Source organism: Vibrio comitans, from assembly GCA_024346835.1.
GTDB lineage: Bacteria > Pseudomonadota > Gammaproteobacteria > Enterobacterales > Vibrionaceae > Vibrio > Vibrio comitans.
Genome location: AP024866.1, coordinates 934226 through 952224 on the forward strand (window position 1 = coordinate 934226; position 17999 = coordinate 952224).

The following is a 17999-nucleotide window of genomic DNA, read 5'->3' on the forward strand; positions in this document are numbered from 1 at the left end:
AGAAATTAGTGTGGCGGTAAGGAAACGGCCATCAAGCGTGTGTGACAGGGATGTATTAGTTATGACACAACAAGCCACTATGGCTACCCCGCAACAAGTGATGCCTGAGTCATCAGCACAAAAAAATTATTACCATGATTGGCTAGCCAAACATCAATCAGTCTTATCTGGCATAGAGACGGCAGTGGTGTACCTAAAAATTGGTGCAAACTATTTACCTGTTGCGTCTATCGACGCTGAAAATTCTAGCTACCCAGAGCTGGCTGAATTAGCTGAACAGCAGCTACAGAGCACTCAACCTCAAGTTACTCGCTTATCCTCAGACTCTACGCAGAATGAAGTGTTTGGCCTGTTGTATCCTGTATTGGATAAACAGTCTGAATTTATCGCCTTTGTGGCTTTTGCTGTGCGAGTCTCCTCCAAAGAACAGTTAACCCAGGCTTTGACCCTTATTCAATGGAGTGTTTCAGGCATTGAAACGGTTGAGTTTGAACAAAGGTTGCAGCGTTCATTAGAAGAGCAGCAACACTACGCTACCCGTGTAGAGATCTTGGCTAGGGTGTTATCGGAAGTGAGTTTTGACGAAGCCTCTGTGCGCCTAGTGACAGAGCTCGCAGTACTGTTCGATTGCGATAGAGTGAGTCTCGGGGAATATAAAAACAAGCGTTCGCGCCTAAAGCACTTATCTCATAGTGCCCAGTTTGGCAAGAAGATGAACCACGTTCGGCTGATTGAACGAGTGATGGACGAATGCTTGGATCAGGGGAGGGTGATTCGCATACCTAACCTGAAAAGTGATGAAAACCTAATCACCCAAGCTCACCAAGAGATGTCTTCACAACATGGCGATATCGGTATTATGTCAGTTCCGCTTTATCTGCGAGGGGAAACTTTTGGGGCCTTGGTTGTCGAGGGTAAACCAGAACAGGTGTGGAGCGAACCTGAGTCTGAGTTATGCCAGAGTATTGCCAGTATAGTGCTCCCGACCTTAGTGGATAAGCAGCGCAATGACCGTCCTTGGTACAAAAAATTAATCGATGCCTCTGCAAATCAATTAAAGCGATTGTTTGGCCCTAATTACCTAGGCAGAAAACTCATATTCCTTGCTTTGTTAGGAATAGGGTACTTACTTGCGACCGTGACGAGTCAATATAAGCTTTCAGCGGATGCACAGATAGAAAGTGCGGTGCAACAGGCAATCGTTGCCCCTTACGATGGGTATATTAGTGATGCGTTAGTGCGAGCGGGAGACAGAGTGACTGTCGATGATCCTTTGGTTTTAATGGATGACCGGGATCTTCGTCTTGAAAAGTTAAAATGGCTTAGTGAACAAAGTAAGATCAATCGGCAAAGGCTTGAGGCTTTGTCAGCGCGTGATCGAGCTAAGATCAATATCCTGAACGCTGAGCAGAAGCAGGTTGAGGCGCAACTTGAATTGGTCGATAGTCAGATTGAACGAGGCCAACTACTTGCACCCTATGATGGTTTGGTTGTCAGTGGTGACTTAAGTCAGAGGCTAGGAAGCGCGGTGACTAAAGGAGACCTTTTATTAGAGGTAGCACCAGCGGAGAGCTATAGAATCAAATTGATGGTGCAAGAGAGCCGAATTTCTGATCTGGAATTAGGGCAGTTAGGCACCTTGTATTTGTCTGCATTACCTGAGTCAGGCTTTGACTTTACAGTGAGTAAGATCACGCCGATTACCGAGGTAAAAGATGGAGCCAGCTACTTTATCGTGGAAGGAGAATTAAGCGAACTCTCCTCACAATTTCAGCCAGGTATGGAAGGCATAGGTAAGGTAGCCATTGATGAGCGACTTTTATTCGATATTTGGACTAGGGATCTTACCGAATGGCTAAGACTAAGAATATGGTCTTGGTGGGGTTAGGCGTAGTATGGCACAGTCTCTCTTTAGCCCTTCTTGGTACAAGGTCTCCAATTTAAAAGTACGTGTTCGCAAACATGCGGATATTCACCGCCACGTGTATCGAGATAAGGTGTGGTACGTACTACAAGATCATGTCACAGGCCAGTTTCAACGCTTTACGCCACAAGCATATCAACTGATTGGTTTGATGAATGGCGAGCGAACCCTTCAGCAGATATGGGAGATTGCCTGTGAACGATTGAAAGAAGATTTGCCGACACAAGATGAAGTGATTCAGTTGGTTGGGCAACTAAATAAAGCGAATGTAGTCCAATCTAACGTCCTACCTAGTATTAAGCATCTGCATCATCGTAAGCAAAGCGAGCAGCAAAAAAAGCTGTTGCAGCAACTCAAATCGCCATTGAGTGTCCGCATTCCTATGTTAGACCCTGAGCGCTTTCTTAGCTCAACTCAATGGGTAGCAAATCTAGTCTTTTCTAAAATAGGCGCGTTGGTTTGGTTAATTGTCGTGTTGACTGGAACCATGCTTGCCGTTACCCATTGGGACGCTCTAACTAACAATCTAAGTGACAAGGTATTAGGGGTAGAAAACCTGTTTTTGATGGCACTTGCCTATCCCATTGTGAAGCTTGTTCATGAGCTTGGTCATGGCTACGCAGTTAAGCGTTGGGGGGGAGAGGTGCATGAGATGGGAGTGATGTTACTTATCTTCATCCCTGTGCCTTATGTCGACGCCTCTGCGACATCATCATTTAGTAATAAATATCAACGCATGATAGTGGGCGCCGTAGGGGTGTTGGGCGAGCTATTAATGGCGGCTATTGCCATGATTGTTTGGGTGATGGTCGAGCCTGGTCTAGTGCGTGCCTTGGCATACAACGTGATGCTCATTGGTGGGATATCCACCTTACTGTTCAATGGCAATCCACTGCTTCGCTTTGACGCTTATTATGTGTTGGCAGACTTCCTTGAAATCCCCAATCTAGGTGCGAGAGGTAATGCACAAGTAGGCTACCTGGTGAAGCGCTATCTTTTTAGAATTTCATCAGTTAGAACAAACGCTTATTCCTATACTGAATCTATATGCTTGGTCGTTTATGCAGTCTCAGCATATATCTACCGGCTGTTTGTTATGGTGGTCATCTCTCTGTTTGTCGCGAGTAAGTATTTTTTTATCGGTGTACTGCTTGCCCTATGGTCGATAATGCAAAGTTTGATATTACCTATAGCCAAATTAATTACTAAACCGAGAACAGACCCAGCAATGCGGATGAAAAGCAAACGAATTTACCTAGGCTCTATCGTATTAATTTTGGCAATCTTAGCGGTTCTTTTTGCTGTGCCCGCACCCTATAAAACCTATACACAAGGTGTTATTTATGTTCCTCAGCAAGCATATGTACGGGCAGAAGCAAATGGTTTTGTTGAGCGTTTGTTTGTCAAAGCAGGCGTTAACGTGGAGCAAGGGCAGGTGATTCTAGAGTTGAACTCACCGGATCTGGAGTCACAGGTAGTCGTGCTCAATTCTCAACTCGTTGAAGCTAGGCTCAGATATGAAGCTAGTGTTAACAATCGCTCAGAGTCTGAAATACTGTTGGAAGAGCTTCGATACTTAGAACAAGAGTACCGTCACGCGCTATCAAGAATGGAAAGTTTACAAATTATAAGTCCAGCACAGGGCACTTTTGTGTATGCAGACAGAGAGACGGAGCAAGGTCGATATTACAACCGTGGGCAAATTATCGGATATTTAGTAGATTTTGACTCATTGCCATTGGCAGCAATGGTGTCAGAGGATGACATTGATAGGGTTAGAACTCAGACTTCTTCGGTGACACTTAAGCTCGCATCGAACCCTAATCAAGAATACATCAGCAGCATCAAGCGCTTCGTTCCCTCTTCAACGAGAATCTTACCCAGTGCAGTACTCGCCACTGAAGGGGGAGGACAGATAGCTTTAGACCCAAATCGAAATCATGACCTTGAAAGCTATGAGGGATATTTTAGGGTGGAGCTAGATAGCACCCAAGCCCCCATTACCCGATTTGATGAAAGGGTGCATGTTCTTTTTGAGCATGATAGTGAGCCTATTGCCTATCGCTGGTATCGAGCAATTCGCCGCCTTTTCTTGAGGCAGTTCGATGTTTAGTCGTCCCAAAAGGCGCCCAAGCTCTGTTGTAGATAGGCCGCAAAATACGATTGAGAAACAAGAGAGAATGATGCGCTGGTGGCGCGCTATTACCGCGTATTGCAGTCGGCCTATTCGCGCTTCTGTATGGCTTTATAAGCCGATGCTTTGGCGAATAAAATCCAAGGACGCGGGCTATCGATCGCTTAGTGAGGATCAACTAGATGCGCGGATACTTGAAATAAGACAGTCTTTGCTTCGTGAGGGCATGACCTTCAATTTAACCATAGAGTGCTTTGCTTTAATTAGAGAGGTTGCGGGCCGCGAGCTAGGTATGTGGCATTTTGATAGCCAAGTCCTAGGAGGGCTTAGCATACTTCATGGCACCATAGGTCAAATGCAAACGGGAGAAGGCAAGACGCTCACTGCTACCCTACCTGTTGCGGCAGCGGCACTTGCAGGCGTTCCTACCCATGTAGTGACGGTTAATGATTATTTAACCGAGCGCGATGCTAAGTTAATGACACCGGTTTATCAACGCTTGGGATTATCTGTTGGGATAGTGATTCAGGGGCTACAAAGAGGAGAGCGTCAGCAACAATACGCCAGGGATATTGTTTATTGTACTAACAACGAACTCGCGTTTGACTACCTCAAAGACAGCATTCAGCTCGGCCAATTCAATGACTCTTTGCAACTGCATGCCTTGCGCAGTTTGCCCAAGCGCGACTCGGTATTGGGCAATTTAATGCTACGGGGGCTGCATTTTGCGGTTGTTGATGAGGCTGATGGCGTGTTTATGGATGAAGCCACCACACCTTTGGTCATTTCGGGTGAAACCACCCCTCAGCAAGAGCAATCTGAACTCTACTCTCAAGCCTATGGGCTGATTTCTCATTTACAGCAAGGACGTGACTTCTCTATTCACACTTCAATGCGCACAGTAGACATCTTGGCCAGTGGTGAAGAGCTAATACAGGCTAAGACTCAAAATCTAGGCCCTCTATGGCAAGCTCGAATCAGGCGCTTAGAATTGGCGAGACAAGCACTCACAGCCGAGCATTTGTTCATCAAAGACCAGCACTACCTAGTGGATGAGGGCAAGGTCGTCATTATTGATGAGCACACAGGACGAAGGATGCCAGATCGCACTTGGGAAAGAGGTCTTCATCAGTTAATTGAAATCAAAGAAGGCTGTGAGCTGAGTGACCCAAGAGAGACGCTCGCAAGTATTAGCTTCCAAAACTTTTTCCGCTATTACCATCATTTATCAGGAATGACAGGCACAGCGGATGAGGTCAAAAGTGAATTTTGGCGAGTATATGGGCTACCAGTCGTTGATGTACCAACTCATAAAAAAAGCAAAAGGGTTCATTTGGGCACCACTATTTCAGCCAGTAATGAACAAAAGTGGCTAACAATAGTGGCCAAGATATCGGCCATTAGAAAGCAGAGCTCACGCCCAATAATGGTGGGCACTCAGTCGTTAAAAGCTTCTGAAAGGTTAAGCAGTCTGCTGGCGGACAAAAACATTGAGCATCAAGTTTTAAACGCGCGCCAGGATCAAACTGAGGCTGAGGTCGTTGAGCAAGCAGGCCACAAGGGACGAGTCACCATAGCAACTAGCATGGCGGGAAGAGGCACGGACATTAAGCTTGAGTCTGAGGTCGAAGCACAAGGTGGACTACATGTAATCATCACAGGCTTGCATGACTCATCTCGAGTTGATAGGCAACTCGAGGGGCGTTCTGCCCGGCAAGGTGACCATGGAAGTGTTGAATATATCCTGTCACTGGAGGAAGAAATTATTACACAAGGTTGGAGAAAAGTTCTGCAGTTATTATTTTATGCGCCAATCCCCAAACCTTTGAAAAATAGATTATTGTTTAAGTGTATACGGCGTTGTCAGCATCATATCGAGAGACGGCAACAGCAAGCACGTAAACAACTTTTGCAACATGATGAGCAGCAACAGGAAGTGTTGTCATTTTCCTCCCAACAGGTGTAACAATGAAAAAAATGCAAATAGCCCAATCGATGACATGGATAGCAGTAACTATGATGGGTTCTTTGGTGGTAGGTACAGCCTCGGCCAATGATGAGATGCAAGACTTTGCTAGCGGTATTACGCCTTTAAGCTGCTTGCTAGAGCCTAGTTCAGACGTTGAGCTGAGTAGCGAAGTTCAGGGGGTGATCAAGGATCTTAAGGTCAACCGAGGCGACCGAATCAAAAAAGGGCAATTGGTTATGACCCTGAACTCGACGTTAGAAGTTGCTGCAATCAATACCGTTAAGGCTAGGCTTGAGTTTGCAACCCGCAAGGTGGAGCGTAACGCGGATCTGTATCGAAAAAACCTGATCTCTGAGAATGAGCAAGATGAGATGATCACAGAGCAGCGGTTAGCCTCTTATCAATTAAAAGAAGCTAAGGTTCGCCTCAGTCAAAGACAGACTCGAAGCCCAATCTCCGGTGTCGTTATTGAGCGAATTAAAGATCCAGGTGAATTTGTTGATGAACAACCTTTCTTACGCGTTGCGACCTTAAATCCAATGCATGCCGATGTTGTTCTCCCTGCTGAGCTGTATGGTCAGGTACAAAAAGGAGAGAGCGTCACACTATACAAGCTAGGTACGGACACTCCTTACCAAGGGAGGGTGAAGATTATTGATCCTATTATAGATGCCGCAAGTAATACCTTTGCGGTGACTGTGACCTTAAATAATGACGCAGGGGATCTCTCTGCCGGCTTACGTTGCAGAGCTGAGTTTGAAGATAAGAGCTAGCTTAGACTCTATGCATTCGACATTCTTATCATTGCGGCAATGGTATTGAAGGTACTAAAGCCAGTAAGTTCTACTTACTGGCTTTTTTGTTGTTCGTGCGTGCGTGCAAGATGCTAGCTAATATCGCCAAGCAATAAATCGGCTGATTTTCTGTCCTTGGGACATTTCTACGACTTTAACTTGAGTTGCCCCTAAGGTACTGAGTAGCTTTTTCATCGGAGAGACATTCTCTTTTTTTGAAATGAGAGTACTAAACCAGCCCACCTGCTCTTTAAAAAGGACACTTTCTTGTGCCATATTTTTGATGAAAGCCTCTTCTCCCCCTGGGCACCATAGCTCTGCTTTTTGGCCGCCAAAGTTTAGCCCGCTTGATGAAGACTTAATGGTGTGGTTTTTGTTGTTCATAGCATTAGCGCCACGTTTAGCTCTATTCTTAGCGAGATTATCAGCCTTTCTTTTTGTCCCTTGCTCTGCCTCTTTTAGCGACTTGTGGAACGGAGGATTACACAGCGTGAGGTGATAGTACTCTCCCTCTTTAATGACACCTTTAAATATATTGGCTGCGTTTTTTTGCAAGCGCGGTGTAATCTTTTTTGATAGGTGAGGGTTCTGTCTTGCAATTTCAGTGGCTACTTTAATGGATACAGGATCTACATCTGAGGCGGTAAAGTGCCACTGGTAGTCAGTAACGCCAATAATAGGGTAGATACAACTTGCCCCCGTGCCTATATCTAGAACATTGATGCTGGTATCTGAGCTGTCGAGTAGATCTGCCAAGCGATGAACGTAGTCAGCGCGTCCAGGAATAGGCGGACATAGATAACCCTTCGGAATGTCCCAGAACTTCACTTGATAATGGTGTGCAAGTAGAGCTTTGTTGAGAGTCAGTACTGCTTCAGGATCACTAAAGTCTACTGTTTGCTCTCCTCTCGGATTGAGGGTTACTTTGCTTTTCAATTCCGGAAGAGCTTTTACCAATGCCGCAATATCGTATCGTCCGTGATGTTTATTTCGTGGATGAAGACCTGCTTTTAGAGATTTCGTTGACGGGGTTCTATTACTTTTCATCAGGATTCGATACTCGGTATTGGAGGTCAGTATTGCGGTGGCTACTTTAGCACAAGCTTATACCAATCGTACTAAATAACCGGTCATTCTAACTTGTTAAAATGCTCTCGAACATTTTCCCAGCGCTATTTCTGATCACTTACTTAGTGTGATTGGTATTAGACTAATGTTAGTCCATGCTGAATATTGTCATACAATTGGATTTATTGGTTAAAGACTGATATCTTCGCGCGTCTTTGCCAACCTAGATTATTTTAGAGCATTTATGCGCGCCAACTCGGTTACTCAAGCCATCCTATTATTGGTTTTCGCTAATTTTTTAGCGTCACTCTCTGATGTGTCACTTAAAGTGCTAAATGGAGAAGTGCCAACCTTTCAGTACGTCTTCATACGTCAGGTTATGAGTTTACTGATCATTGCACCGTTGTGGCTTCGTTTGCCAAGGCAGGAGCGTATGCAGGGGTGTGGAAAGATCAACTTTTGGCGCTCGCAGTTTATTTTGATTGGCAGTGGGTGCGCTATGGTAGCGATTACTCATTTAACCTTAGCAACGGCGAACGCGATGTTTTATGTCGCACCGTTAATGATGCTGCCTTTGTCGATCATCTTCCTTAAAGAGATGCCTCCACTGAAGAAGGTGATAGCAACCGGTATTGGCTTTATTGGTGTGCTGGTGGTGTTAAGACCAGAGCATTTCCATTGGGCTGCGATTATTGCCTTGGGTAGCGCTCTGGCGATGGCAGTCGGTAATATTTTGATTAAGCGCTTGCCGGCATCTCAGTCGGTGGTCTCGACACTGTTTTGGACTACGGCTTTGACGATTCCTGGCGCCTTCTTACTGGCACTGCCTAATTGGGGCACTATAGAATTACGTCACCTGTTCTGGATCTTGGCAATCAACTTTTTTGTATTGAGCTATCACGCGTTGGTGGTTGTGGCTTATAAAAAGGCGCCCGCAAGTCAAATAGCCCTCGCAGAATATTCTGGCCTAGTATTCGTTACTCTGTTTGGGATCATGTGGTTTGATGAGATCCCTGACGTATTGACCATCATGGGCATTGCTATGATTGTGGTTCCATTAATGCCAATCCGTTGGCGTAAAAGCAAAAAGCAGACCGAAATGGCTACGGACATCGCTACCTAAATTAAGGTTATGGGTAATACACAATATTTTGAAAGCGCACGGTTTCAGTAATGGCCTTATAGCTGTGCGCTTGGTCTGCAAAAAATCGAACACATTCTCCTTGTTTTAACGGGTGCCACTCTCCGTCGAACAACATAGCTAACTCTCCCGATAAAACGACTATATGCTCAATCACACCGTGGCTGTGAGGCGCAGAGTCTTGCTGGTGAAAGTCTGTTAGTTGTATCTCAAACATCTCGAACTGAGTATCTTCTTGATAGCCAAACAGCGTATCAACCTTCATCTTACTATCGTTGGGAAAGGCTTGATTGTGCTGACGTAGTGCTTTGCTTGTAGCAAAGAAAGAGGAGAAGGACACTTCTAATCCGCTGGCGATTTGCCAAAGTTTGTTAATGGTAGGGCTCGATTCTCCTCTTTCAATCTGCCCGAGCATTGCCTTAGACACACCAGTGAGTTTTGCTGCAGCGTCGAGGCTAAGTTGCTTGTCTTGACGGATTGATTTTAATTTATTTCCCACTTGCTGCTTAAATAGCTGTTCTGACACTTTAACCACACTTGATTATTCTGCTTATGGATTTAGTTTAAGGCTGTACGTTATAGCGCACAAGTGCTATGTTTTGATTTGTGCGCTATTACGCACAAGGATACCATCAAAGGAAAGGACAAGCGGCATGCAGATAAGTCGTCAGTACGGGCAAAAGTTTCACAGCTTCTTTAATCTTTCTCATATTACAGCTGGATTTATCGCGGTGCTGGTTGGCTATACCAGTTCAGCGGTCATTATTTTCCAAGCGGCTAATGTGGCGGGTGCTAACGCTGAGCAAATCAGTTCATGGTTGTGGGCGCTAGGGGTGGGCATGGCGGTGACTACCATAGGCTTATCGCTATTCTATAAGACCCCGATATTAACAGCATGGTCGACACCAGGGGCCGCACTGCTGGCAACCTCACTTGATGGCGTTAGCCTTAATCAAGCGATAGGGGTATTTCTGTTCTCATCCACCTTAATACTGGTGTGCGGTTTAACGGGTTGGTTCGAAAAGCTCACAAAGCATATTCCAAGTTCCATCGCCTCAGCCATGTTGGCCGGAGTGTTACTTCAATTTGGTCTAAATGTGTTTACTGGAATCGCAATCGATCCGCTACTCGTAGGATGCATGCTTGTTGGTTATCTGATTCTAAAGCGGTTTGTTCCTCTATATACCATCCCATTGGTACTGCTCATTGGAGTCGTAGTCAGCTTGGGTCAGGATTCGTTAAGGCTGGATGGTATTGATTTAGAGATGGCATCTCCGGTTTGGATCGCACCTGAGTTTTCTCTATCTGCTGTTATAGGTATCGGGATCCCGCTATTTGTCGTCACCATGGCCTCACAAAATGTCCCCGGTATTGCCGTTTTAAGAGCGAATGGCTATCAAACACCATCATCTCCACTTATCTCAACAACAGGAGTGATGGGTGTGCTGATGGCACCTTTTGGTGGCTTCGCGTTTAACCTTGCAGCAATTACTGCTGCTATCTGTATGGGAAAAGAAGCGGGTGAAGATCCTAAAACACGCTATATGGCATCGATATGGGCGGGCTTGTTTTATCTGCTAACAGGGCTATTTGCTGCAACGGTCGCGACGCTGTTTTCCGTTTTTCCTCAAACTTTAGTATTTACCATTGCAGGGTTAGCTTTGGTGGGAACCATAGGCAATAGCCTTGCTATCGCGCTGAATGATGCAACAGAGAGAGAGCCTGCCTTGCTTACGTTCTTGATGACGGCATCGGGCGTGTCAATTATGGGTATAGGTAGCGCTTTTTGGGGATTGTTGTTAGGTATTGCCGCTTACGCACTTTCTTCAGCAAGTCGGCGTTAATATGCCTAGAATTGAATGAGTTATGGATAATTTACACAAGGATTGATGGTGTTGAAAAAAGTATTGTTATTGGTTACCCATATTGTTGCAATTGGCTTTGGTTTTGCCCTTGGTATATACGCATTGCCGATTTTGACAGCGCCCCCGGCACCAACGGAACAGATTATTCAGCATTTCGATAAGGCTGAGTTTACGGCAACCTTTGATAAAGAGCGTCAAGACAGCGATTTTTTTCATTGGGGAGAAGGAAAAGTGATGCTTAGCGCAGAGCAAATCTCCTTTGTAGGTGAACTCGCGCCTGGTCCTGATTATAAACTGTATCTGTCTCCAGAATATGTGGAAACAGAAGCAAAATTCAACCAATTAAAATCGCAGATGGTTCAAGTCGGTGACGTAAAAAGCTTCAACGGCTTTAGTCTTACTCTTGATAAGACTATCGACCTTGAAGATTACACCACGGTGATTATTTGGTGTGAAAGCTTTGGTGAATTTATTACGTCCGCCAGATACAGAGAATAGGGCTTCAGATTTCCCCCTGAATGTCAGGGGGAAATGCCAGTGATTAAATAGGAGATAGACGTTTAATTAGGCTCCAATACAGGTTTTTCAGCAGTAATAAAAAGCCTATGGGGATCAAAATGGTTTTTAGCGTGAACATGGCAATCAAGGTGAGTAGATTGATCACTAAAGACTCTGTTTTTTCCTGAAGTTCATCGAAGCTTTTCTGCATTTCTTGCTTGGTTTGTTCAAAACCACTGGTCATGTTGTTCCATGTTCTTTTCGCACTTCCCAGTAGGCTGTCATCCTCTTCATATTGTGATGCCTTTCCATCAATAAGCTCTTGATTAAATTGATGCAGATCCGTTGCAATAAAGTCGGTTTGCTGGGTGATCTGCTCAGTTTGCTCATTCAAAAATAAGGTATCGACCAAACTGTTGAGCAGTAGCGTGCCGACCAGTAAGAATCGAGTTAAACAAAGGATAAAAAATAGCGGCTGTGTGTATTTTAAGAATCTGGTGAGTGGAGAGAACCATAGGGTCACGAGATAAGTTAATGCGCTAAAGGCAATGATGATGTTGACTAGCTTTGCCGCGAACACATCGAGCAATATTTTCTGTAGACCCAGTGAGGCTAGTGCTGTAGTGAGCACGGTAGATGTTGACTGCAATATTTCTGTAGCAGGAGATAATATTTCACCCACGCTCACGGTTAGAAACGGCACGCTGATTTCTGTACCTTTTAGCATAGAGATCACCGCATGAATACTGCGCACTGATGCAAAGGCAACCACGCCTTGTTCGATGGATTCATCAAGCTTAATGTCCGCATAATGATCCGCTAAGTTAAGCACAGCGCCGACTGTGAGAAGCAAGGTAATCACTGTAAGTAACAGTCGATTAGATTTTGGTGAAGAAGGCGCCGGTAGCGCGTCGTTTGATGTGGTTAACTGACTCATTTAGATTAGCTCAGTAAAAGGCTGGAACTCTCTGTTGGGTTGTTTATGCGAGAACCCAGCCTTGTTCGTTGATTAGTAAGGAGCAGGGAACTGCTTGATGACCTTTGCAATTCGCTGTTGTGTTTCGCTATCTAGGGTTAGATCAAACGCTGCCAGATCTTCTTTTAACTGAGCCATGCTGGTCGCGCCGATAATGCTAGAGGTCACCCCTTGAACACTGTTACACCAAGCTAAGGCCAATTGTGCAGGAGTAATACCGATATCCTTTGCGATCTCAGCGTATTGCGCTACTGCGTTGTGTGCGAGTTCGGTGCTTCTGTAGATGTTTTTTGAGTCCATTAAGCTCCAGCGACTGCCTTCAGGTCGTGCTCCATTGGTGTATTTTCCTGTTAACAAACCACTGGCTAACGGCGACCAAGGCAAATACGCAACATCTGCATGATGGCAGTGTTCAATCAAGTATGGCCAATCCTTCTGGCACAATAGACTGAACTCATTTTGTATGGAAACCATCTTAGGCAAACTGTGCTTTTCGGCAAGGTCGAGATAGGTGCTAATGCCCCAGGTAGTCTCATCTGAGAGCCCGCAATGGCGTATTTTACCAGCGGTAATACATTCATTGAGTGCTTGCAAAATCTCTAGCATTTGCGAGCGCTGTGCTTTGACGTCAACGTCTGCGAAGCTGAATGTGTTTGACCATTGCTTACCAAAGTGAGGAGAGGTTCTGTTTGGCCAATGCAGTTGGTAAAGATCAATGTAGTCTGTTTGCAGTCTCTTTAATGAACTCTCTACCGATTGTATAACGGCTTCGCCAGTAATCGGTCCACCATCTCGGACCCAATGCATACCAGGCCCAGCAATTTTGGTCGCAATGATAGTCTGTTGACGCTTCGCTTGATTGCGAGCGACCCAGTCACCAATAATGGCTTCAGTTTTACCGTAAGTCACTGGGGTAGGTGGAATGGCGTACATTTCCGCGGTATCGATAAAATTAACGCCTTGCTCAAGAGCATGATTAATCTGCTCATCAGCATCTTGTTGATTGTTTTGCACTCCCCAAGTCATGCTACCTAAGCAGACACGTGATACTTGCAGTTCACTATGGCCAAGTTTGGCGTATTCCATTTGGGTTCTCCTCATCTTAGGGCCTGTTGACCTTTTGAGTTGATTTTTGTAGCGATTTGTTGGGTATTTATACAAGGCAGTCACTTTTAGGTGTGGTGGTTCCACATGAAAAGGGACTAACGCCGTAGAAATGCCCAACAAACCGCTACCCGAAGGGCTCGGCCAGAAGCCATTTACTCGTCGTTGAGCGTCTTTTGCTTAGATGACTAGGCGGCAAGACACTCGCCTTGATTAAATGGCTTCTGGTCGAGCAAAATTTAATCGCAACAGGCCAACAGGCCCTAGCTATCTATTTAAGATACTCTATGGCACTCGCTGAAACCAGTAACTTGAGTTATCTTGGGGTTAAGCTTTTTGGCAACAGTAATGGATGGATGCTCTTTGCGCCCGCATCAAATCAAGATCACTACCTTCAACTTGTTTAATTACTTAGTGCCTCCAGGTGCTTACTACGATTTCGAGAATATCTATAGCTTTGCTCATTGGCAGGATAAGCAGCACTGGACACTCAAACAAATCGAAGCTTCAGATGCTGATGTTATTGGTTTTCAGGAGATTTTTAGTGCCGATGAATTAGAAGAGCAGTTGGCTAATGCTGGCTATCCTTACTTTGCGGTGATTGATCAGCCAAAGGTCGAGAGTGATTTTATCTATTCTGAGCCTGTGGTTGGCATTGCCTCTCGCTATCCATTGCTGTCGATATCTGCAGTGGAATCTGATCCGTCGGCATCCAAAGAGTTAGGTTTCACCTATAGCCGAGCACCGCTGCATGCACTTATTGAACTGCCGGTTATTGGTAAGGTGGATTGCGTCGTGGTGCACTTTAAGTCGCAGCGCCCTAAAGCCTTGAGCGAGGAAAAGGCTAGCTTGAAGCAGATCGAGAGTTGGCGTTCTACCATGCAAAGGGGCCTTGAAGCCCGCTTCATTGATGCGTTCTTTGCAGAGCGCAAGCGCACTAAAGGCTATCCTCAGATACTGATGGGTGATTTCAATCGAGATTTAAACAGCACGGAGTTTTCTTGCTTCCATGCAAATAATGATGATGAAACAAGAGGGCTCAGTGACTCGAAAAGACTTTTAACTGCAGAGGCGCCAATACAGGCCACACATTATTATGGGGCAAAAGGCAGTGTCTTAGACTACATCATGCTTTCAGAAGAGTTTGATAGAAACAGTGCCTCTTGCTTGTTTGAGGTGAGCGATTATCAGGTTTCCGATAGCCATCTAGTGAATCCTATTTATGCCATCGATCGCATGGCGAGTGACCATGGCATTGTGACTATTACGCTCACAGAGAGAAGTTAGTTAACCCACTCTATATCTAATAACGCTTTTCTATCTGTGTTGAGCAATAGCGCTTGATGGGTGGTTTGAATTAATTCAGTCTCAATGGGTAGTAGCGCAGGGCGTTTAAAGTTAACTTCGACCTCTGTTGGCGCAATATCCAAAGTCACTAAACAACGAGCCAATAAATAGAGGCCGTGTGCGATGGGTTTCTTAAAACCGAAGGGTGCGGCTGTGAATCGATGCAGATGGATGGGATTGTAGTCTCCTGATACCCGTGCATATCCGCGAACACTTTGCTCTGTGATGTTGAGCTGAGCAAGGTGTTGAAAAGCACTAAAGTCATCCGCCATTTGCGCAGGCTTATTGCCTCGTTTGCTACTAGTAATGGAAAAGTAGTGGCTATCGAACCCGCACACCAGTTGACTATCTTCATAAAACTGCACACACAGTTCAAACTCGATGCCTCGAGGTTTGTTTTCAACACGGCCAACAGAAACAGTGACATCGTAGTTTGCTTTAGTATCGATCTCTTTATGCCGATAAAAACGAATACCAGTGTGAATTAAGCCCAATGTCTTTAGCGGAAACTTTGCATCGGTAAGCAAATGCAATTGCGCTTTCTGGCTGGCCACAAATAAGTAAGGCAGGGGCAGTTCAGTGTGGGTAAAACCACAATAGCGTTTATAGCTTTGCAGGTGGGCTTGATTAAAGTGAAATCCTTCTACAACAAAGTGTAATTTTGGGATAGCGGTTGGGGATTGCGATTTGAATAACGTTTTACCCAAAATGCGCAGATTGCTAGGAAGATTTTTATACTCAATGGTTTTGTGTGACATTAATTGCCTATCCCTGAACATATATTAGTTCTAACAATCATGAATGTTAGCAAGCCTCATTGAAACTATCTGATTGAAATACGGTAATTTTTATCTAGCTCCCGAACTTTCATAGTTAACGGGTTGCATAGTTGTAATATTAGATTGCATTTATGCTTGTTGTGATACTCGCTCATCTGGCTTAAATTTAGTGGCACAGGTGATGGGGTTCCACCTACTTAACCGCCGACCAGTCGGCTGATGACTCCTACCAAAATCGGAAACAGTGACTCATGGTCTTTATGATCTTTGAGGCTAGTACCATATGGTACTCGGTTTGGTAGGGCGTATCTAATCCATCTTGCACCCAATCCTTTCTCACACTGTTTTCCTAACTTTATTCATTTGTTAGAGCGGAAAACATTATGCATTACACAAACGAAATTCAATCAATGTGCCCAATTCAACGTGGCGACCTACATGCTTCTTCTCCTATTCCTGTAGAAGGCCGCATGATCAATCCTAAAGAGGTTATTGCAATCTCGGGTCTAAGTCATGGTGTGGGTGCATGCGCTCCTCAACAAGGCGCTGCCAAACTTACTCTCAATGTAAAACAAGGCATTATTGAAGAAGTTCTAATCGAAACCATTGGCTGCTCAGGCATGACTCAATCAGCAGCAATGGCATCAGAAATTCTTACCGGCAAAACCATTCTTGAAGCGATGAACACCGACTTAGTGTGTGACGCTATCAATGTGGCGATGCGCGAAATCTTCCTTCAGTTTACCTACGGTCGAACTCAATCAGCATTTTCAGATGGCGGTCTGGAAGTGGGTGAAGCACTTGAGGACCTTGGTCAAACTCTTCGTAGCCAAGTGGGTACTAGTTACTCAACGAAAGCTAAAGGCGTTCGTTACATGGAAATCGCAGAAGGTTATGTAACGAAAATGGGTCTAGATGAAAACGATGAAGTGATCGGTTACCAATACATGAACCTTGGTAAATTCATGAAAGCGGTCAACGCGGGCGTTGATGCTGAGACGGCACTGGCACAAGCAAGTGGTCAGTATGGTCGTTTCGACGAAGCTGTTAAAACCATTAACCCACGTCAACAATAAGCGAAGAGGACTGAATCATGAACAACGCAACTCAAGCTCTACTAACCGAAATGAACATGAACTCTTTAGAAGAAGCATTCGCTTATTGTAAAGAATTTGGCATCGATACTCGTGAACAAGTAATGGAAACTCAGCCTATTGCTTTTGAAAGCGCAGTTGAGGCTTACACTGTAGGTACAGCCTACGCTCTATTCACTGATAGCAAATCTTCAATTGAAGCGGCGAATGCGATTGGTAAAGGCCTACAAGCGTCTTGTAAACCAGGCAGTGTGGCAGACCAACGTCAAGTGGGTATCGGTCACGGCGCTTTAGCGGCTCGCCTTCTTGATGAAAAAAGCACGTGCTTTGCTTTTCTTGCTGGCCACGAGTCATTTGCCGCAGCAGAAGGCGCAATCAAGATTGCTCTAAACGTAAACAAAGCGCGTACTACACCGCTTAAAGTTATCCTTAACGGTTTAGGTAAAGATGCAGCATATCTAATTTCACGTATCAATGGCTTCACCTACGTAAGAACTCAATACGATTACGACACTGGCGAGCTTAACGAAGTTGAACGTCGTCGTTTTTCGCAAGGTCCACGTGGCGAGATTATCTGTTACGGTGCTGATGATGTACGTGAAGGTGTGGCTATCATGCGCAGCGCTGGTGTTGATGTGAGCATCACAGGTAATTCAACTAACCCAACACGCTTCCAACACCCTGTAGCGGGCATCTATAAAGCAGAATGTAACCGAGATGGTAAAGCATACTTCTCTGTTGCATCAGGTGGTGGTACAGGTCGTACACTTCACCCAGACAACGTGGCTGCGGGTCCTGCATCATACGGCATGACAGATACTATGGGTCGTATGCACGCTGACGCTCAGTTTGCGGGTAGCTCTTCAGTACCTGCACACGTTGCTATGATGGGCTTCATCGGTATGGGTAACAACCCAATGGTGGGTGCATCTGTGGCTCTTGCAGTAGCGGTTGACGAAGCGCTCAAAGCAAAAAGAGCGTAATTAAGAATTCTGGAAGTTAGCTGACCATCCCTCTAGTTCTACTCATGCGTTGTCGTGAATAGCAGCTAGCTTCTAGTCTTATGCCCAAATAGATGGATTTCTACCGCCAGATGGACATCTATTGTTATCGGAATTGAATTTATAGGAATCCCTAGACCCTACAAAATCAGGCGATACCAAGACAATTAGTGATACCGCTCATTGCTTATTGCTTGTGGGCACGAAGAGCAAATCCAGTCCGATGGGTTTGCTCTTTTTCCTTTTGTAAATGAGCAAGTTCACTTGTAGAGTGGTTACTTCGAGTATTCAAGGATGAATCAATG

The 17999-nt window shown here is 45.1% G+C and carries 15 protein-coding genes and 1 riboswitch; of the genes, 10 read left to right on the forward strand and 5 right to left on the reverse strand.

All coding sequences use genetic code 11. The features are described from left to right. The first annotated feature begins 61 nt into the window (after positions 1-61). The 4 genes from OCU46_RS04285 to OCU46_RS04300 are packed head-to-tail and all read left to right on the forward strand — an operon-like array spanning position 62 to position 6800. Positions 62-1888, forward strand: a complete 1827-nt coding sequence (locus tag OCU46_RS04285; RefSeq protein ID WP_141271019.1) for a GAF domain-containing protein — start codon at positions 62-64, stop codon at positions 1886-1888. 7 nt (positions 1889-1895) lie between these two features. After that, positions 1896-4037 (forward strand): site-2 protease family protein, encoded by a 2142-nt coding sequence (locus OCU46_RS04290; RefSeq protein WP_141271020.1) that lies wholly within the window; start codon positions 1896-1898, stop codon positions 4035-4037. Further along, positions 4030-6024, forward strand: coding sequence for a preprotein translocase subunit SecA (locus tag OCU46_RS04295; protein ID WP_141271021.1), 1995 nt, complete (start codon positions 4030-4032; stop codon positions 6022-6024). Before OCU46_RS04290 ends, OCU46_RS04295 begins: the two co-directional genes overlap by 8 nt. A 2-nt stretch (positions 6025-6026) precedes the next feature. After that, positions 6027-6800: an efflux RND transporter periplasmic adaptor subunit gene (locus tag OCU46_RS04300; protein WP_244311385.1), complete on the forward strand. Its 774-nt coding sequence runs from the start codon at positions 6027-6029 to the stop codon at positions 6798-6800. Between the two features lie 117 nt (positions 6801-6917). Here the strand turns inward: OCU46_RS04300 and rlmF are convergent, their stop codons facing one another. Further along, positions 6918-7868, reverse strand: a complete 951-nt coding sequence (rlmF, locus tag OCU46_RS04305; protein ID WP_141271022.1) for a 23S rRNA (adenine(1618)-N(6))-methyltransferase RlmF — start codon at positions 7866-7868, stop codon at positions 6918-6920. 265 nt (positions 7869-8133) lie between these two features. Between rlmF and OCU46_RS04310 the strand changes: the two genes are divergently transcribed. Continuing rightward, positions 8134-9012 (forward strand): DMT family transporter, encoded by an 879-nt coding sequence (locus OCU46_RS04310; RefSeq protein WP_141271023.1) that lies wholly within the window; start codon positions 8134-8136, stop codon positions 9010-9012. A gap of 7 nt (positions 9013-9019) precedes the next feature. Here the strand turns inward: OCU46_RS04310 and OCU46_RS04315 are convergent, their stop codons facing one another. After that, the gene (locus OCU46_RS04315; protein WP_141271024.1) at positions 9020-9556 is read right to left on the reverse strand and encodes a helix-turn-helix domain-containing protein; all 537 of its coding nucleotides are present in this window, start codon (positions 9554-9556) and stop codon (positions 9020-9022) included. Positions 9557-9683: 127 nt separating this feature from the next. Here OCU46_RS04315 and OCU46_RS04320 point away from each other — a divergent pair, with 127 nt between their 5' ends. Beyond that, positions 9684-10874, forward strand: a complete 1191-nt coding sequence (locus tag OCU46_RS04320; protein WP_141271025.1) for a benzoate/H(+) symporter BenE family transporter — start codon at positions 9684-9686, stop codon at positions 10872-10874. A gap of 45 nt (positions 10875-10919) precedes the next feature. Continuing rightward, on the forward strand, positions 10920-11393 hold the full coding sequence (locus tag OCU46_RS04325) for a DM13 domain-containing protein (protein WP_141271026.1): 474 nt from the start codon (positions 10920-10922) through the stop codon (positions 11391-11393). Between the two features lie 43 nt (positions 11394-11436). Here the strand turns inward: OCU46_RS04325 and OCU46_RS04330 are convergent, their stop codons facing one another. Both OCU46_RS04330 and OCU46_RS04335 read right to left on the reverse strand, forming a co-directional pair. Then, positions 11437-12330, reverse strand: a complete 894-nt coding sequence (locus OCU46_RS04330; protein WP_141271027.1) for a hypothetical protein — start codon at positions 12328-12330, stop codon at positions 11437-11439. A 72-nt stretch (positions 12331-12402) separates the two neighbouring features. Then, the gene (locus OCU46_RS04335; RefSeq protein ID WP_141271028.1) at positions 12403-13455 is read right to left on the reverse strand and encodes an aldo/keto reductase; all 1053 of its coding nucleotides are present in this window, start codon (positions 13453-13455) and stop codon (positions 12403-12405) included. A 366-nt stretch (positions 13456-13821) separates the two neighbouring features. Here OCU46_RS04335 and OCU46_RS04340 point away from each other — a divergent pair, with 366 nt between their 5' ends. Continuing rightward, positions 13822-14760: an endonuclease/exonuclease/phosphatase family protein gene (locus OCU46_RS04340; protein WP_141271029.1), complete on the forward strand. Its 939-nt coding sequence runs from the start codon at positions 13822-13824 to the stop codon at positions 14758-14760. Here OCU46_RS04340 and OCU46_RS04345 read toward each other — a convergent pair. Next, positions 14757-15578 (reverse strand): MaoC/PaaZ C-terminal domain-containing protein, encoded by an 822-nt coding sequence (locus OCU46_RS04345; RefSeq protein WP_141271030.1) that lies wholly within the window; start codon positions 15576-15578, stop codon positions 14757-14759. The two genes, OCU46_RS04340 and OCU46_RS04345, sit on opposite strands and share 4 nt — an antisense overlap. A gap of 189 nt (positions 15579-15767) precedes the next feature. Further along, positions 15768-15835, forward strand: a riboswitch (Fluoride riboswitch). Positions 15836-15982: 147 nt separating this feature from the next. Between OCU46_RS04345 and OCU46_RS04350 the strand changes: the two genes are divergently transcribed. Together OCU46_RS04350 and OCU46_RS04355 are read left to right on the forward strand one after the other, a co-directional pair. Continuing rightward, positions 15983-16675, forward strand: coding sequence for an iron-sulfur cluster assembly scaffold protein (locus OCU46_RS04350; protein ID WP_102451416.1), 693 nt, complete (start codon positions 15983-15985; stop codon positions 16673-16675). A 17-nt stretch (positions 16676-16692) separates the two neighbouring features. After that, complete coding sequence (locus OCU46_RS04355) at positions 16693-17676, forward strand: GGGtGRT protein (RefSeq protein WP_141271031.1); 984 nt, start codon at positions 16693-16695, stop codon at positions 17674-17676. The last annotated feature ends 323 nt before the right edge of the window (positions 17677-17999 follow it).

Bases quoted from the DNA above. Each gene is read 5' to 3' on its own strand.
- OCU46_RS04310 (WP_141271023.1), top strand. From the start codon at position 8,134: ATGCGCGCCAACTCGGTTACTCAAGCCATCCTATTATTGGTTTTCGCT.
- OCU46_RS04325 (WP_141271026.1), top strand. From the start codon at position 10,920: ATGGTGTTGAAAAAAGTATTGTTATTGGTTACCCATATTGTTGCAATT.
- OCU46_RS04345 (WP_141271030.1), bottom strand. From the start codon at position 15,578: ATGTCACACAAAACCATTGAGTATAAAAATCTTCCTAGCAATCTGCGC.
- OCU46_RS04355 (WP_141271031.1), top strand. From the start codon at position 16,693: ATGAACAACGCAACTCAAGCTCTACTAACCGAAATGAACATGAACTCT.
- OCU46_RS04320 (WP_141271025.1), top strand. From the start codon at position 9,684: ATGCAGATAAGTCGTCAGTACGGGCAAAAGTTTCACAGCTTCTTTAAT.
- rlmF (WP_141271022.1), bottom strand. From the start codon at position 7,868: ATGAAAAGTAATAGAACCCCGTCAACGAAATCTCTAAAAGCAGGTCTT.
- OCU46_RS04295 (WP_141271021.1), top strand. From the start codon at position 4,030: ATGTTTAGTCGTCCCAAAAGGCGCCCAAGCTCTGTTGTAGATAGGCCG.
- OCU46_RS04335 (WP_141271028.1), bottom strand. From the start codon at position 13,455: ATGGAATACGCCAAACTTGGCCATAGTGAACTGCAAGTATCACGTGTC.
- OCU46_RS04285 (WP_141271019.1), top strand. From the start codon at position 62: ATGACACAACAAGCCACTATGGCTACCCCGCAACAAGTGATGCCTGAG.
- OCU46_RS04350 (WP_102451416.1), top strand. From the start codon at position 15,983: ATGCATTACACAAACGAAATTCAATCAATGTGCCCAATTCAACGTGGC.
- OCU46_RS04340 (WP_141271029.1), top strand. From the start codon at position 13,822: ATGGATGGATGCTCTTTGCGCCCGCATCAAATCAAGATCACTACCTTC.
- OCU46_RS04290 (WP_141271020.1), top strand. From the start codon at position 1,896: ATGGCACAGTCTCTCTTTAGCCCTTCTTGGTACAAGGTCTCCAATTTA.
- OCU46_RS04300 (WP_244311385.1), top strand. From the start codon at position 6,027: ATGAAAAAAATGCAAATAGCCCAATCGATGACATGGATAGCAGTAACT.
- OCU46_RS04330 (WP_141271027.1), bottom strand. From the start codon at position 12,330: ATGAGTCAGTTAACCACATCAAACGACGCGCTACCGGCGCCTTCTTCA.